We start from the raw sequence: 15,883 nt of genomic DNA, 5'->3' as shown, positions 1-15,883 counted from the left end.
CCTCCTTTATTTAAATAAAATATGTACACTGTAAATGATAGTTTGTCCCTAGCCAGAATGCAAACAAAATTGCTTCATTTACAAAAAAATAAAGAAGCTAATCAATTGACTAGCTTCTTTTTCACTGTTAAATTTCAAATTCTGGCTCATCGCCTTTTCGCTTCTCCATCATTTCCTTCACTTTATCAACAGCTTGTGGCGCTAATTCAATTACTTTGTCAATAATATGCGTTTGCTTATCTAAATGTAACACTTTTACGCCCCCTCCATTTATAACAAGAAAGGCAACAGGATTAATGGAGACTCCTCCACCGCTCCCTCCTCCAAATGGATGGCGGCCAGAACTTTCAATCCTTCCAAACTCACTTCCACCCGCAGCAAATCCAAAACTTACTTTCGACACGGTAAGAATTACACTTCCGTCCGCTGCTTTAATCGGGTCACCAATAATTGTATTTACATCTGTCATTTGCTTTAAATGCTGCATTGCTGTTGTCATCAAACTTTGAATTGGATGATCCATTCTATATCCCCCTATGCTTGAATAGATTTTTCTGTCACACTAGATCTTTGCTTTCTCATAAAGATAAGCAACTTTATTCCTGTGATTACAGCACGATACATATGAAAAGATGCTGTCAGTTCACACCTTGATGCAAATCCTTTCCCTTGAAAAACAGGTGTAATTTCAAAGTCTGGTATATCGACAATATGCATATATTGCCCAATGACTCCGGCAATCATCCCTTTTGTTCCCCAGGCATAACCGGTAACAATTCCAGTACTAGCTGCATCGCCTGCTCCAATTTGAGAGTGCCATTTCCAGCCATTGATTTTCACCTTTTTTAAAAAATCTTTAACGATAGTATGGATTTGTTGAAGCTTTTTTATCAGTTCTCCGATGCTATCAAGTTGTGCCATAATTTTATTTTCTATACCGCCTTCTCTTTCAGCCTTCTCAATTTTTTGACCAGTCTTTTTCTGTTGCTTTTCTATTCTTTCTAATACATCGAATGTATATTTTACCTTCCATATTTTCACTTGAAATAAACATTGCTTCTCCATCTCTGAATATAAAAACGTCACTTTAAGAGATATCTTTGACAATAATAAAAGGAAAAGAAAAATAAGAAAAATCCCAATCCCGATTGCAAGCCACTTCATTTATACCCATCCTTTCATTCCATACCCATTATCGACAAATTTATGCATCATTAAACTGCTTTCAAGAAGAATGAAAATATAAATTTTTCTAAAAACGAAAAGGGATTTTGGCTTTTTATATCGAAATATACTATTTGAACATATCGTCCAGAAAGATTTTTCTCACGAAACATAATTAGACTGCAATGGAGGGATACGCAATGGCAGATCGTCGTAATTTATTTTTCTTTTATGGTGATGACAAAACAGCTCTTATTGAAAAAATGAAGCCGATATATCATATTTTAGAGGAAAACGGCTTTACCATATTAGATCATCCAAAAAATGCAAATGCTATCGTCAGTGTTGGAGATGATGGAACCTTCTTACAAGCTGTTCGTAAAACTGGCTTTCGAGAAGATTGCCTATATGCAGGTGTTTCTGCGAAAGATGAAATTTCTTTCTACTGCGACTTCCATATTAACCATGTTGAATCAGCTCTTCAAGAGATTACAAAAAATGAAATCGAAGTACGTAAATATCCAACAATTAAAATAGATGTCGATCAAGATACATCTTTTCATTGCTTAAATGAGTTTTCTTTGCGCTCTAGCATTATTAAAACATTCGTCGTCGATGTCTACGTCGATGACTTATATTTTGAAACATTTCGGGGAGATGGCTTAGTTATTTCTACACCGACAGGTAGCACAGCTTATAATAAATCATTGCAGGGCGCTGTTGTTGATCCGCTTATCCCATGTTTCCAAATAAGCGAACTTGCCTCTTTAAATAACAACACATATCGTACACTCGGATCACCATTTATTTTAAATCATGAACGTACATTAACTTTAAAGCTCCGACCAGAGGGGAACGATTATCCTGTTATAGGAATGGATAACGAAGCGCTGAGTATTAAACAAGTCGAAAAAGCGGTTGTGTGTTTAAGCGATAAACAGATTAAAACAGTGAAATTAAAAAACAACTCTTTCTGGGAAAAAGTACAGAGAACGTTTTTATAAGTAATGAAAAGAGTGCTAGCAAATGCTCTAGCACTCTTTTGTGTTAATCTTATTTTTGATGCACAATTTTCCCGTCTATTACAACTGTTATAGCTTGAATATCTTTTAGTTCTTCTACCGGTATATGAAATATATCCCGGTCTATAATCGTAAAATCAGCTTCATATCCTCTCATAATTTTTCCGCACCTTTTCTCTTTTCCAATTGCATAAGCACTTCCCGTTGTAAATAAGGACACTGCTTCAAATACCGTTAATCTCTCTTTAGGCATATAGCATACTCCATCAATAAAACTTCTTCGCGTTACAGCACTATATATACCTAAAAACGGATTTACTTGTTCTATTGGCGCATCTGAGCCTCCATTACAATGTAAGCCTGCATGAAGTAAAGTCTTCCAAGCATATGCATAGCGAAGACGACGCTCTCCCAATTTTTCAATAACAGATGGAAAATCAGATGAAACAAACACGGGCTGAATATCAATAATAACCTGCAACTTCTTCATCCGTTCAATTAAATCCTCCCTTGCCAGTTGACAATGAATAATGCGATCACGTAATCCTTCTGCAGGACGGTATAACTCTAGTGCCTCAATGACGTACTCTAGCGACAAATCACCAATAGTATGAATCGCAACTGGCATTTGTAAGTCGCGAGCTTTTTTCACAAGATCGGCGAGCTCATTTCGCGAATAAATCGCGACACCATTGGTCTCTTTTGCATCCTCATACGGCTCGCTTAATAATGCCGTTCTCCCGCCAAAAGAACCATCAGAAAAGATTTTCATCGCACCAAATTCAATGTAGTGCGTATTCTCATATTCTTTTCGCTCATCGGCAACTTCATGATGAACGAGCAAATGTGCTTTAAAAGGCATTTCTTTTATGACATATGAAAACGCGTCATATGTTTTTTTAAAGCCTCCATAATAATTTAAATCTTCCGTATGTCCCCCTACTAGCCCATATTTCCAGCAATCACGAATAGCCACCTTCAAAGCCCTTTGTAAGTATGTTTCATTTATTTCAGGCTGAACATGTTTGATCAACTCTTGCGCTTGTTCATATAAAAGCCCCGTTAATCTACCTGAAGAATCACGACCGATTTTCCCACCTTTTGGCTCCTTTGTTTCTGCCGTTATATTGGCTTTTTTTAGTATGTATGAATTTATCCAAGTAACATGACGACAAACGCGTTTTAACAAAGTGGGATGCTCCTTTGAAATCCTATCTAAATCATGAGCATGAACGTTTTTTGTATCTGTAAAATTATTTTCATTCCACCCTTCTCCAATAATCCAAGAACCTACTGGTGTCTCTTTTACTCTTTCTGTAACAAGAGCCAATACTTCCTCATAAGATGTACACTTTGATAAATCTAATCGAAGGAGTCTTTCACCATGTCCAATTAGATGCATGTGACTATCAACAAGACCTGGAAGCATTGTTCGCCCTTCTAAATTGTGTAACTGTTCAAATGGATAACGAATTTCTAAGTCCTGTTTTGTTCCTATATCAACAATCCTTCCGTTTTCAACATAAACCGCTTCTACTTTTTCATTCTCTTCTTCCATCGTATAAATGTTTCCGCCGTACCATAATTCCCCCATCCTTTTAACCTCCTCATCCTTTTAGCATACGAAATCAAAATGTAGAAAAAAAGCACCATTTCACATCATATGGTGCTGTTCCAATATTCATTTTGATTCGCTAAGATTGTTGACACTTACCATTCTATATTCAATATATCTTTTACTTTAACCGCAATTCCATTTCCTGTTTTCTAAGTTCAACACGTCTAATTTTTCCGGAAATCGTTTTTGGTAGTTCGTCTACAAATTCAATCTTACGAGGATATTTATAAGGTGCTGTTAATGTTTTAACATGTTCTTGGAGTAAAGGGATCAATGTATCTTCTTTTTCCTGTACATTGTCTCTTAATACGATAAATGCCTTTACGACACTTCCGCGAATCTCATCTGGGCTCGCTACTACTGCGCATTCTCTTACATATGGATGCTTCACAAGTGCATCTTCCACCTCAAATGGGCCAATTGTGTAGCCAGAACTAATAATAATATCATCACCGCGGCCTTCAAACCAAAAATAGCCGTCTTCATCTTTTTTCGCTTTATCCCCTGTAATATAGTAATCACCACGGAATTGCATTGCTGTACGTTCATCATCTTTATAATATTGTTTAAAGAGTGCCGGTGTATCAATATGAACAGCAATATCTCCCACTTCTCCAACAGATACAGGGTGTCCTTCTTCATTGATAATTTCTACTTGATTCCCCGGCGTTGGTTTTCCCATCGATCCCGGTCTTATTTCCATCCCTTTCATAACACCAATGAGCAATGTATTTTCTGTTTGACCATATCCATCTCTAACAGTAACCTGAAAGTGCTTTTGGAACGTTTCAATGACCTCACGATTTAACGGCTCTCCTGCGGATACAGCACTGTGCAATGCCTTTAAATTATATTGCTGCAAGTTTTCCACCTTGGCCATTAAACGATATTCTGTCGGCGTACAGCAAAGCACATTTACTTGGTTCTCATCTAATAGCTGTAAGTATGTTTTCGGCTCAAATTTACCGTGATATACAAATCCAGTTGCACCTGAACCGAGAGTTGCTAAAAACGGACTCCAAATCCACTTTTGCCATCCTGGACTAGCCGTTGCCCATACAATATCATTCTCTTCAATTCCAAGCCAATTCGGAGCGCTCGTCCGCAAATGTGCATACCCCCAAGCATGTGTATGAACAACACCTTTTGGGTTTCCTGTCGTTCCTGATGTATAAGATAAAAAGACCATATCTTCCTTATCCGTCTTGACAATATCTAATACATCACTTTCTGTTTCTAATGCAGTATTTAAATTCGCCCATCCATCTACTTCTTTTTCACTTAACACAAATTTTTGAAGAGAATCCATTCCCTCTATTCCTTCAAATTGTGAAATATATGGTTCATAACTTATAATAGCTTTTACTTCTCCATGTTGAATACGATATTCAATATCTTTTTTGCGAAGCATTTCAGAACTTGGAATTACAACAAATCCTGCTTTAATTGCTCCTATATATGTCATATACGCTTCGATTAAACGCGGCATCATAATAAGAAGCTTGTCCCCTTTTTGCAAACCACTTTTTATAAAAGCGTTTCCAATTTTATTTGCTCCTTTTATTAATTCAAAGTATGTAACCTCTCTTCTTGCTCCCTTCTCATCCTGCCAAATTAATGCTAACTTGTCTTTTTCATTCATATATTTCTCTATCTCTGTAACTAAATTATACGACGGTGGCGCTAATAATTCTTCTCTCTTCATCAATATCCTCCTTTGTCACTATGCCTCCCTTTTATAATAAAGAATTTTCTGTAAATTTCGAACCCTCTTCTTTTGAAAAATTTTTCATCGATGTCGAAAGGATTCTTTTGTTTTCTTCCATCAAAAAAGAAGGAGCGGATGTACCCGCTCCTTCTCAGCCATGATATATGAGATTATTTGTGGAAACCGCCTAATTGTTGTTCTGCTAAAGAAACTAGACGTTTTGTAATTTCGCCACCAACAGAACCGTTAGCGCGAGATGTTGCATCTGCTCCAAGTTGAACACCAAACTCTTGAGCGATTTCATATTTCATTTGGTCTAATGCTGATTCAGCACCAGGAACTGCTAGTTTGTTTGTGTTACGTGCCATATGGTATCACCTCCTTGTGAGTATAGAGTGTGATAAACGATATGACTTCATACACATCTAATGGTGGTAATTTATGGTTTTAGAAAAGATCTTCAAATTGATCTTCTTCTGCCTTGTCTACTGTTTGCAACACCATTGTTTCTGTATTTGCAACAGCTTGTTCAAGTAACGGTGTAAAATCATATTTTGCTTCAAAACGACTTGCCTTTTCACGCTTTGGTTTTGTCGCTGGATTTGCTGGTGTAAATACTGTACAGCAATCTTCATATGGACGAATAGAAATATCATATGTGCCAATTTCATTCGCAATTTTTATAATTTCTAATTTGTCCATTGTAATAAGAGGACGTAATACTGGATAGTTTGTCACTTCATTAATCGTATGCATACTATCTAACGTTTGACTCGCTACTTGTCCAAGACTTTCACCAGTTGTAATTGCTAACGCATTACGTTCTTCAGCAATGCGCTCCGTAATACGCATCATCATACGGCGCATCACTGTCATCGTATAACTAGATGGAATTTCCTTATTAATAGTCTTTTGCACCTCTGTAAATGGAACAAGATGAAGCGTTACACGTTTACAATATTTCGTTAGCTCTTGTGCCAAATCAATTACTTTTTGTTTTGCGCGTTCACTTGTGAACGGCGGACTATGAAAATGCACAGCCTCCACAGATACACCGCGTTTCATTGTTAAGTAAGCAGCCACCGGGCTATCAATACCGCCAGATAGAAGCACCATCACTTTGCCGCCAACACCAACAGGTAAACCGCCTGCTCCCATACGCTCATCACACATGATATAGCTATAGCCACTACGGATTTCTATACGAATATTTACATCTGGATTATGCACATCCACCATGATATCTTCCGTATTTTCTAAAACATATCCGCCGATTTCTGGCAGTAATTCCATCGTTTGCATTGGGAAATGTTTATACGAACGATGTACTGTAATTTTAAATGTTTTTACAGGTTTTTTTATTAATAAGAAAGCAGCGAGTGCACCTTTTTTAATTTCTTCTAATTCTGATGGTACTTTCATTGCTAAATTAAACTTATGGATGCCAAATACATATTTTAAGCTCTCTGCAATTGCCTCATGATCTTCACCATTTAATTCAATATACATGCGATCATGCGTTGCATTAATTTTAATGTTTGGGAATTTTTTCAACTTAAACTTCACGTTATCTTTTAACGTACTAACGAACTTCGAACGGTTCTTTCCTTTTGTCGTCATTTCACCATAACGAACTAAAATGTGGTCATATTTCATCATATTCTCTTTACCTCATCACTTCATATAATTTTGGCAATGTCTCTTTTATAATGTCTTCAAATTGTTTTACTTCTTCCATTGTATTTTCCGGTGCTAAACTAATGCGGATCGCACTCGCAGCTACGTCATATGGCAATCCCATTGAGACTAATACACGGCTCACCTCATTTGCTTTTGAAGAACAAGCTGATTTCGTTGATACATATACTTCATGTTCCTCTAAAGCATGAACAACTACCTCTGGTTTTAACCCAACAAATGATACATTTAAAATATGAGGGGCAGCATGCTGAAGTGATGTATTAATTGTTACACCTTCCATGCTCTCAAAGAAACGAATCAATTCTGCTTGTAACGTTTGTAAATGAGTAATTTTTTCGTTCATGTGTTCCATTGTCATCCGCAGCGCCTTCACCATAGCTACAATACCAGGTAAGTTCTCTGTACCTGAACGATAGCGAAGCTCTTGCTGGCCACCTGATAAAAGCGGGTCTAACCGAACGCCATCACGTACATATAAAAGTCCTGTTCCTTTTACACTATGAAATTTATGTCCTGATATTGAACAAAGATCAATATGAGAAGCATGAAAATCAAGCGGTACTTTTCCAATCCCTTGTACATGATCCACATGAAATCTTATTTTCGGATAGTTTGTTAACAATTCACCGACCTCAGTAATCGGCTGAATTGCCCCCGTTTCATTATTGACGTGAATCATAGAAACTAAAATGGTTTCATCACGAATTGCTTGTTTTACATCTTGAACAGACACAACACCATGCTCGTTCACAGGTAAGTATGTTACCTCAAAACCAAGCTCCTCTAATTGTTTATATGCTTCAAACACAGATGCGTGTTCAATATTTGTTGTAATAATATGTTTGCCACGAGAGCGATTCTTCATCGCTATTCCTTTAATCGCAAGGTTATTTCCTTCCGTTCCACCCGATGTGAAAATAATTTCTGAAGGCTTAACATGCAGAAGCTGTGCTACAAGCGTTCTTGATTGCGTTAATAAATGTTCAGCTTCTCCTCCAAGCGAATGAATAGAAGAAGGATTTCCAAAGTATTTCCCTGCAACTGTTACATAAGATTGTAGGACTTCTGGATATGGCTTTGTCGTCGCACTATTGTCAAAATAGATCATCGTTCTTCCCCTTTCAGCGCTGTCACATCATATAATCATATCATAAATCTGTGCAATTACGCTAAACATATACAAAGGTTTGCTTTGTATCTTGAAACGAAAAGCTTTGTGTTATTCCGCTATTCATTATAACAACATCATCTGTTAATTTACACATTGAGACATAAAAAAACAAACCTCTTTTCATCAAGAGGTTTGTTCATTATCTACAAACTCAGCAATTTTTTGAACAACACCAGGTTCCAGTTGTTCTAAAACGGAAGCTGCTTGTTCTAAAGCCGCATCATATTCATATTCACGGAATAATCTCTCCGCGTTGTCTAAACTATAGGCTAAATCCATATCTTGGCTACGATAGCGATTACCATATTGAATTAATTTTTCTACTAAATATGCTTGACCAATCACATCTTGTGTTCGTTCAGATACATCATTTACAATCGCATATGCTTCCTCTAACTCGCTATTTACTACATGCATATTCAGTGGTTTTAATTCTAAGTGTCCATATACAGCCTGCATTGCTTCTTGCCCCTTTTGTAACTCTTCCATAATACTCTCTGGAAGACCTGGCAAGTTAGACTTTTGCATAAGACGTTTTGTCTCTAAAATCATATTGCGCATCTCTTGTAATTTCTCACGTGCTTCAAATTCTTCCTTACGCATTGCCTGTAGCATCTCTTTATATTCTGCATGAAGGACTTTTAACGTTTCACATTGCTCATAAATCTCTTCAAGTTCTTCACGAATAACAGAAAATGCAATATCTTGCTCTGCAACACGTAATTGCAATACTTCAAAGCGTTTCATCAAAATGTGCATTTGCTTTTCAATGATCTTTTGCGATTCAATATCTTTATCTTGTAACTGATAGCTTTGTTTCACAAACTGTGTTTCTGCTTTTGTTTCAAGCGCTTGTTCATGAATCTCTTCTAAGTCATCGTAAACACGTATCGTTTTTTGCTCCACATAATATTTCGCATGCACTTCTTTTTCTAATTGATCATATAACGTGTCTAAACGCGTCTTTAAAGCTTCAATTTTCTCTGCTGCTTCTGTAATATGAAGCTCTTGTATATCTATTAGACATGTTTGTAGTTGTTTCGTCATATCACGTACTTCTTTAGGGATTTCCAAATGATTTAAGACATAGCCTTGCTTTTTCATTTCGTCATGGCCTTGTAATAAATCTTCTAATTGTACTGGTAATGTAGCCTGACACTCTACTAATAAGTCAGGAACTTCCTGGATCATGCCTTCCAAGTTTGATAACCCTTCTTCTAAACTCATTACAATGTCTCTTGCTTTTAAATAATCACCATTCGCTGTTGCTTCCTCAAATTTTTGAAATTTGTCAGATTCGACATCTAACAACTCTTCAATCTTCTGCTCTGCCGCGCCATACATGTGACGGTGCGCAAGTACACTCTTCTTCATATTACGATATACATCGCGTAATCCATCAATTTCCGCACTATTTTTCTCATGACTCTCTAATAATTGCTGTAATTCGTTTAAAATATCCGTGATACGATTATCCGCTTCATCTAAGTTGCTAATAGCTTCATTCATCGCATACTTTGCTTTTCGGAAGGAAAATTGCGAGGCATATTTCCGTGCGCCTTCTAAATCTTTTTCGGCTTTTGGAAGAATTGTTGCTACGATTTCATCCCAGTCTTCACGCCACTTTCCAAACAACTCTTCTGTTTGCCCTGTCATATTTAAATCTTTTACCCGTTTCAATTCATCTGCAACCGGTTTATCTTTTATTTCTTGTTGCCACTGTTCCAGTGCTTCGATATCTTTATATGAACGATTTCTTATCATGAGCTCTATCATGAGTAGCACTAGAATAGAGCTTACCACAATGATAACGATCGTTAAGATAGAATCCATGCAAAAAAGCCTCCTAATTGTATCTCTATTTTTGTCCGTTCCGTTTATGAAATGGAAGGCATTATGTATAAAAAGGGAAATCCCCTATATTTAACAACTAACAATGTAATAATCATACCATGTTATGCCTTGTTTTTGACCTAGTTTTTTTAAAATTTCATGTTTCTTTTGTTATAAGGGGCATATTTCTATATCTCTTTTACATAAATATCCAATTTTAATCTATCTCTCCAAATATTTGTACAAACGTTTCCTCTTCCCTATGAGATACAAAATAAATGCATCTCGTTAATGCTGGCTCTATAGGAATCATACAAATACCTTCTTTCCCCCCTTGTTTTACTGCGATTTCTGGCAGTAGTGTAATTCCTACTCCCGCTCGTACCATCGCCAACATCGGCTCCGCATACGGTGTTTCAACAGCGATTGTCGGCTTGACTCCCACTCCCTGAAATACTGTCATAATCATTTTTCTCACATCACAAATCTCTGGATAAATAATGAGTTTTTCATGCTGCAAGTCGCTCACTTTTATAATTTTTTTACCTTTATATATATGCTCACTTGAAACAACACAAACGATATGTTCTTGGCGTACTTTTCTTATATACTTTGCATCATCTACGGAAGAATCAATTAACATCGCATCTATCTTCCGCGCTTTAAATAATTCCATTAATATTTTTGTATGCTCAATATACCATTCTACTTCGTATGTTTTTTCCAATATTCCTTTATATCTCGATATATAATGAGCTGCTAAACTCGGCAATATACCAAGAGAAATTTTTTTCTTTACTTGATATCCCCTTAGTTCCATCTTCACTTCATTGATTTGTTTTAAAATGGGTTCCATCCGGCTTAAAAATAATTCCCCAGCTTCTGTTAATTCAACTCCTTGAGCAGATCGCTTTAATATTGTCACCTCAAGGTCTGCTTCTAACCTCTGAATTTGCTTACTCAGCGCCGGTTGCGAAATATGCAGCAGTTTACTCGCTTTCGATAAACTCTTTTGCTGTTTGACCTCAATTAGCGATCGTATCGCTTCAAAATCCATAACCATACACCTCTAACTAAAAATTATAGCCGTTATAAAAAAACGGTATTTCCTCTATCTATTAAACAAGCGCTATACTCTCTTCATGCTTCATTTGATGAACTTACTATATCGAATTAAAAAGGAGAACGATACTCTTGAGTAAAAAGCAACTACTACTCGGTTCATTTTTATGTTTACTCGCCGTAACATCTTGGGGATTTATGTTTCCTGTTATGGCCAGTGCCCTACAATTTATAGATCCATTTTTCTTTACAACAATTCGCTACGGATCCGCAGCTATTATTTTTATCATACTTCTCTTAGCATTTGAAGGCATATCCTCTTTTCGCTTAGAAAAGAAAATTCTTTCGTTATTGTTTTTCGGAACAGTTGGCTTTGCTGGATATGGATTTCTCGTTTTTTATGGTCAACAATTAGCCGGACCTTCAGGAGCCATTCATGCCGCTATGATTCAATCTCTTATGCCGCTTCTTGCTTTATTACTACAGTGGGTGACAAAAAATAAACGACCACAAAACTATACATTCCTTTTTATGTTTTGTGCTCTGATTGGTGTCATGCTCGTTATTTCAAAAGGTAATATTTATTTATTATTTGGAGCAGCAAGCCATATATCTACAAATCTATTCATGCTGTGCGGCGTTATGTGCTGGGTCATTTACACAAATGGCGCTTCCCATTTTCCATCTTGGTCACCACTTCGGTACACAACACTCACTTGTTTCTTTGGCTCTATTGCACTTCTTATCATTGTGAGTATATTAGCTTATATAAAATTTATTTCTGTACCGTCTATTTCGACAATCCTTACTATTCGCTTCGAATTATTTTATATGTCAATTCTTGCAGGAGTGATCGCCGTCTTTTGCTGGAATATGGGAAATCGTTTCATTTCATCCATTAACGGAATTTTATTTATGAATTTAGTTCCTGTATTCTCGCTTATCGGATCTATGTTTCGTGGATATATCATTACAAAAATCGAAGTGATTGGCGCAGCTCTAACAATTATCGCTTTGCTTTGCAATAACTTATGGCAACGAAAAAAATACCGACAAAGAGCGAGATAAGAAATACCCCCACCTCAGCTTAATTAGGTGGGGGCATTTTACATATGAACCGCCTTTGGTAACGGATAATATATATTTGTTATATATAACGCTTGTTCCAGCCATCGCTCAATTTCCTTCGTATACATTTCTAAAAAGAATGCTTCGGAAGGATAAGAATGCAAGACTTCCGATACATATTGCGGATATAAATATGGCATATTTATCATCCCTTTTAGCTGCGTCATAAACATTGTAAATGACACTTTTTGAAACTCTTGTTGCACTTGTCCTTGCCTAATAATTTGCTCTATATAGTATCTTTCTTTTGAAAAATAAACAGTCATAACTTCACGAATTAACGTCGTATCTATTGATAGCTCTCGATAAAAGAAACGCGTCAGTTCACGATTCTCAAATTGATATCGTAAAATCCCTTTAATCATTCGATTCAGTACTTCTTTAGCTGGTACATACTCCCTTTGTTCAAAAGCCACTTCAATCACACGAATATACCCTTCTAAAAAATCAGTCATAAGCTGTTCTAATAAACCTTGCTTACTAGCAAAATAATATGAAATATTAGCCACATTCACATCCGCTCGTTTTGCAATATCACGCACTGATGTTCCATTATACCCTTTCGTATAAAACAATGAAATCGCTGCATCCATCACCTTTTGTTTCGTATGTTTCATGTGCTCACGTCCTCTCACTTTGAACAGCTATAGTTTAAATTTCTTGACTTTTAAGACAAATTCCTTTAATTTTCTATCGACAAAGTCATAAAGAATACAGCGTATTTTGCTATGATTTTACATTTATCGCCAGAAAGGATGACGTTTCCATGTTTACAAAAGAAAGCTATGTAGGTTCACGTGAAAAGCAATATGAAACTGTAATTAAGCAACTTGATGCTTTGTTAACAGGCGAATCCAATACAGTCGCAAATTTAGCAAATGCTTCCGCACTACTCAATCAATTTTTAGAACGCATTAACTGGGTTGGTTTTTATGTAACAGAAGGAAACGAGCTTGTACTCGGACCGTTCCAAGGCATGCCTGCGTGCGTGCGTATTCCTTTTGGCCGCGGTGTTTGTGGTGTGGCAGCTGAAACAAAAACAACACAACTTGTCGCAGATGTTCATCAATTCCCTGGACATATCGCTTGTGATAGCGCATCTAATTCTGAAATTGTTGTACCGATGATAAAAGAAGGCAACGTAATCGGTGTATTAGATATTGATAGCCCTGAAAAAAATCGTTTTGACAAAGTAGATCAACAATATTTAGAAAAATTTGTGGAAACGCTCCTAAAACATATGTAAGTAAGAAAAGAATGAGCTATCGATCAAGTAATGATTACTAAATCGATAGCTCATTCTTTTTATTTATAATGTATGCTAGAGGATATAACGTTGCTGCTATTTAACGCCTGCTGTAAATCAGAAATAATATCTTCCCATGATTCTAAACCGACAGATAAACGAATTAAATTATCAAAAATCTCCATTTTCTGACGAACTTCTGCTGGAATGACCGCATGTGTCATTGTCGCGGGATGCTGTACTAATGTTTCTGTATCACCAAGACTGACCGCAATCGCAATCAAATTTAATTTGTCCATAAAAGCTTGTGCTTCTTCTTTTCCTCCTTTAATAGAGAACGAAATAACACCCCCACCACGCTTCATTTGCCGAGATGCTCGTTCTCCTTCTGGATACCAAACCTTTTCAACCTTTTCATGATTTTTCAAAAAAGCTACTACCTTCTCCGCATTATCACAATGTCGATCCATTCGAACAGCTAACGTTTTTAGCCCTCTTAATAATAACCATGCATCAAAAGGCGCCATAATTCCCCCAATATCTTTTCGAATCGGACGGATTTTTTCGGCTAACTCCCTCGTTTTACAAACAGTAACTCCCGCAACTACATCACCATGTCCCCCAATATATTTCGTTGCGCTATGAAGAACCGCATCACACCCAAGAACAAGTGGATTTTGTAAGTATGGAGAACAAAATGTATTATCAACAATAACAAGTAAATGATTTTTCTTTGCTACTTTAATCACTTTTTCTAAATCAATCAGTTTCATTGTTGGATTAATAGGTGTTTCAACGAAAATCAACTTCGTATTCGGAAGAATTTCTTTCTCAATCTGCTCATCCGTTTCCATATCACAAAATGAATGTGAAATCATAAATTTTTCCTCTAACACTTCCAAAAAACCGTACGTACAACCGTATAAGCCATTGGAACAAATCATATGATCCCCTGCACGTAAACAAGCAAGCAATGTCGCCGAAATAGAAGCCATACCCGATCCAAACGCTAATGCAACTTCTCCCCCTTCTAAAGCTGCCATGCGTTCTTCAAATAACTCTACAGTCGGATTACCAAGCCGTGAGTAAATATAGGATGAATCTTGCCCAGTAAAACTATCTTCCCCTTGTTTCGCTGTTTCAAATGTATAAGTTGAAGTTTGAAATAAAGGTGGCGTTAAGCTTCCTTTATGTACACCTGGTTCATATCCATAATGAATGAAATCTGTCTCCATATTGCTCTTTTTCATAAAACATCCCCCTTATGTTTCTATATTATGTAAACGTTTTCTATACGTTTCTAAAATTCTTTCTGAATGTTCTGAATCCCTCCTTGTCATTTCCAAATTTTATATGCATAAATAAAAAACGAACTAGCTTGACGAAATTTCGGGAAACAGATATAATAGCGTTTGTGTAAAATAAAAAGGCAGCCTTGTAATTTGAATTTATCGTTTGTATTTTGTTCCTCTCAAGAGGTGTATCTCGTAACTCCCTGCTGCTGGAGCGAAGGTACATGAAAACAAAATACCCGTAAATGTCAATTACGTCTGTTTTTATTTTACGTAAATAAAAACATTAAAGGAGGAGTCAACTATGGCTCGTTATACAGGTCCAGCTTGGAAACTGTCTCGTCGTCTTGGTATCTCTCTAAGCGGCACAGGTAAAGAATTAGAAAAACGCCCTTACGCACCAGGTCCTCACGGTCCTAACCAACGTAAGAAACTTTCTGAATACGGTTTACAATTACAAGAAAAACAAAAACTTCGTCACATGTACGGCATGACTGAACGTCAATTCCGTCGCACATTTGACCAAGCAGGTAAAATGCCAGGTAAACACGGCGAAAACTTCATGATCCTTCTTGAAGCTCGTCTTGACAACCTAGTTTACCGCATGGGCTTAGCTCGCACTCGTCGCGCAGCTCGCCAATTAGTAAACCACGGTCACATCATGGTAGATGGCGCTCGCGTAGATATCCCATCTTACCGCGTGAAACCAGGTCAAACAATCAGCGTTCGCGAAAAATCTCGCAACCTAGCTGTAATTAAAGAAGCTATGGAAGTTAACAACTTCGTACCAGAATACTTAACTTTCGATGCTGACAAATTAGAAGCTACTTTCACTCGTCACGCTGAGCGTGCTGAGTTACCAGCTGAAATCAACGAAGCGTTAATCGTAGAGTTCTACTCTCGTTAATTCAATCGCTTAGTAGATGCTAGTATTAAAA

15 protein-coding genes are annotated in these 15,883 nt (G+C 36.9%); 4 read left to right on the top strand and 11 right to left on the bottom strand.

Features of this window, described 5'->3' with window-relative positions; translation table 11 throughout:
- Nucleotides 1–127: 127 nt before the first annotated feature.
- Nucleotides 128–523, bottom strand: a complete 396-nt coding sequence (gene ytfJ, locus MR059_RS02920) for a GerW family sporulation protein (protein ID WP_012095771.1) — start codon at nucleotides 521–523, stop codon at nucleotides 128–130.
- Between the two features lie 11 nt (nucleotides 524–534).
- Complete coding sequence (locus MR059_RS02915; protein ID WP_087099288.1) at nucleotides 535–1,164, bottom strand: DUF2953 domain-containing protein; 630 nt, start codon at nucleotides 1,162–1,164, stop codon at nucleotides 535–537.
- A gap of 200 nt (nucleotides 1,165–1,364) precedes the next feature.
- Between MR059_RS02915 and MR059_RS02910 the strand changes: the two genes are divergently transcribed.
- The gene (locus MR059_RS02910; protein ID WP_012095773.1) at nucleotides 1,365–2,168 is read left to right on the top strand and encodes an NAD kinase; all 804 of its coding nucleotides are present in this window, start codon (nucleotides 1,365–1,367) and stop codon (nucleotides 2,166–2,168) included.
- Between the two features lie 49 nt (nucleotides 2,169–2,217).
- On the opposite strand, the gene MR059_RS02905 is transcribed toward MR059_RS02910, so the two are convergent.
- The 7 genes from MR059_RS02905 to MR059_RS02875 all read right to left on the bottom strand — a co-directional run bounded on the left by MR059_RS02905 (nucleotide 2,218) and on the right by MR059_RS02875 (nucleotide 11,274).
- Entirely contained in the window at nucleotides 2,218–3,780 is a 1,563-nt protein-coding gene (locus MR059_RS02905) for an amidohydrolase (RefSeq protein WP_012095774.1), read from the bottom strand.
- Nucleotides 3,781–3,922: 142 nt separating this feature from the next.
- A complete protein-coding gene (mbcS, locus tag MR059_RS02900) occupies nucleotides 3,923–5,509 on the bottom strand; it encodes an acyl-CoA synthetase MbcS (RefSeq protein ID WP_012095775.1) in 1,587 nt (528 codons plus the stop codon).
- Between the two features lie 173 nt (nucleotides 5,510–5,682).
- Nucleotides 5,683–5,880: an alpha/beta-type small acid-soluble spore protein gene (locus MR059_RS02895; RefSeq protein ID WP_012095776.1), complete on the bottom strand. Its 198-nt coding sequence runs from the start codon at nucleotides 5,878–5,880 to the stop codon at nucleotides 5,683–5,685.
- A 79-nt stretch (nucleotides 5,881–5,959) separates the two neighbouring features.
- Nucleotides 5,960–7,171: a tRNA uracil 4-sulfurtransferase ThiI gene (gene thiI, locus MR059_RS02890; protein ID WP_242161524.1), complete on the bottom strand. Its 1,212-nt coding sequence runs from the start codon at nucleotides 7,169–7,171 to the stop codon at nucleotides 5,960–5,962.
- Between the two features lie 7 nt (nucleotides 7,172–7,178).
- Entirely contained in the window at nucleotides 7,179–8,321 is a 1,143-nt protein-coding gene (locus MR059_RS02885) for a cysteine desulfurase family protein (RefSeq protein ID WP_012095778.1), read from the bottom strand.
- A gap of 186 nt (nucleotides 8,322–8,507) precedes the next feature.
- Nucleotides 8,508–10,217 (bottom strand): septation ring formation regulator EzrA, encoded by a 1,710-nt coding sequence (ezrA, locus tag MR059_RS02880; protein ID WP_012095779.1) that lies wholly within the window; start codon nucleotides 10,215–10,217, stop codon nucleotides 8,508–8,510.
- Nucleotides 10,218–10,434: 217 nt separating this feature from the next.
- The gene (locus MR059_RS02875; RefSeq protein ID WP_012095780.1) at nucleotides 10,435–11,274 is read right to left on the bottom strand and encodes a LysR family transcriptional regulator; all 840 of its coding nucleotides are present in this window, start codon (nucleotides 11,272–11,274) and stop codon (nucleotides 10,435–10,437) included.
- 137 nt (nucleotides 11,275–11,411) lie between these two features.
- On the opposite strand from MR059_RS02875, the gene MR059_RS02870 reads away from it, so the two are divergent.
- On the top strand, nucleotides 11,412–12,347 hold the full coding sequence (locus MR059_RS02870) for a DMT family transporter (RefSeq protein ID WP_012095781.1): 936 nt from the start codon (nucleotides 11,412–11,414) through the stop codon (nucleotides 12,345–12,347).
- A 38-nt stretch (nucleotides 12,348–12,385) separates the two neighbouring features.
- Here MR059_RS02870 and refZ read toward each other — a convergent pair whose 3' ends face one another.
- Nucleotides 12,386–13,024, bottom strand: coding sequence for a forespore capture DNA-binding protein RefZ (refZ, locus tag MR059_RS02865; RefSeq protein ID WP_012095782.1), 639 nt, complete (start codon nucleotides 13,022–13,024; stop codon nucleotides 12,386–12,388).
- A 149-nt stretch (nucleotides 13,025–13,173) separates the two neighbouring features.
- Between refZ and MR059_RS02860 the strand changes: the two genes are divergently transcribed.
- On the top strand, nucleotides 13,174–13,653 hold the full coding sequence (locus MR059_RS02860) for a GAF domain-containing protein (RefSeq protein WP_012095783.1): 480 nt from the start codon (nucleotides 13,174–13,176) through the stop codon (nucleotides 13,651–13,653).
- A gap of 59 nt (nucleotides 13,654–13,712) precedes the next feature.
- Here the strand turns inward: MR059_RS02860 and megL are convergent, their stop codons facing one another.
- Complete coding sequence (gene megL, locus MR059_RS02855; protein WP_012095784.1) at nucleotides 13,713–14,903, bottom strand: methionine gamma-lyase; 1,191 nt, start codon at nucleotides 14,901–14,903, stop codon at nucleotides 13,713–13,715.
- Between the two features lie 346 nt (nucleotides 14,904–15,249).
- Here megL and rpsD point away from each other — a divergent pair, with 346 nt between their 5' ends.
- A complete protein-coding gene (rpsD, locus tag MR059_RS02850; protein WP_012095785.1) occupies nucleotides 15,250–15,852 on the top strand; it encodes a 30S ribosomal protein S4 in 603 nt (200 codons plus the stop codon).
- Nucleotides 15,853–15,883: the final 31 nt, after the last annotated feature.

It is taken from the genome of Bacillus cereus group sp. BfR-BA-01522 (assembly GCF_022662635.1).
Taxonomy (GTDB): Bacteria; Bacillota; Bacilli; order Bacillales; family Bacillaceae_G; genus Bacillus_A; species Bacillus_A cytotoxicus.
The sequence above is the reverse complement of the archived record's forward strand: the minus strand, read 5'-3'. Positions and strand labels throughout refer to the sequence as shown.

What these genes read in the sequence shown, in the direction of transcription:
- ytfJ (WP_012095771.1), bottom strand. Translation starts at nt 523, where the DNA reads ATGGATCATCCAATTCAAAGTTTGATGACAACAGCAATGCAGCATTTA.
- MR059_RS02915 (WP_087099288.1), bottom strand. Translation starts at nt 1,164, where the DNA reads ATGAAGTGGCTTGCAATCGGGATTGGGATTTTTCTTATTTTTCTTTTC.
- MR059_RS02910 (WP_012095773.1), top strand. Translation starts at nt 1,365, where the DNA reads ATGGCAGATCGTCGTAATTTATTTTTCTTTTATGGTGATGACAAAACA.
- MR059_RS02905 (WP_012095774.1), bottom strand. Translation starts at nt 3,780, where the DNA reads ATGGGGGAATTATGGTACGGCGGAAACATTTATACGATGGAAGAAGAG.
- mbcS (WP_012095775.1), bottom strand. Translation starts at nt 5,509, where the DNA reads ATGAAGAGAGAAGAATTATTAGCGCCACCGTCGTATAATTTAGTTACA.
- MR059_RS02895 (WP_012095776.1), bottom strand. Translation starts at nt 5,880, where the DNA reads ATGGCACGTAACACAAACAAACTAGCAGTTCCTGGTGCTGAATCAGCA.
- thiI (WP_242161524.1), bottom strand. Translation starts at nt 7,171, where the DNA reads ATGATGAAATATGACCACATTTTAGTTCGTTATGGTGAAATGACGACA.
- MR059_RS02885 (WP_012095778.1), bottom strand. Translation starts at nt 8,321, where the DNA reads ATGATCTATTTTGACAATAGTGCGACGACAAAGCCATATCCAGAAGTC.
- ezrA (WP_012095779.1), bottom strand. Translation starts at nt 10,217, where the DNA reads ATGGATTCTATCTTAACGATCGTTATCATTGTGGTAAGCTCTATTCTA.
- MR059_RS02875 (WP_012095780.1), bottom strand. Translation starts at nt 11,274, where the DNA reads ATGGATTTTGAAGCGATACGATCGCTAATTGAGGTCAAACAGCAAAAG.
- refZ (WP_012095782.1), bottom strand. Translation starts at nt 13,024, where the DNA reads ATGAAACATACGAAACAAAAGGTGATGGATGCAGCGATTTCATTGTTT.
- MR059_RS02860 (WP_012095783.1), top strand. Translation starts at nt 13,174, where the DNA reads ATGTTTACAAAAGAAAGCTATGTAGGTTCACGTGAAAAGCAATATGAA.
- megL (WP_012095784.1), bottom strand. Translation starts at nt 14,903, where the DNA reads ATGAAAAAGAGCAATATGGAGACAGATTTCATTCATTATGGATATGAA.
- rpsD (WP_012095785.1), top strand. Translation starts at nt 15,250, where the DNA reads ATGGCTCGTTATACAGGTCCAGCTTGGAAACTGTCTCGTCGTCTTGGT.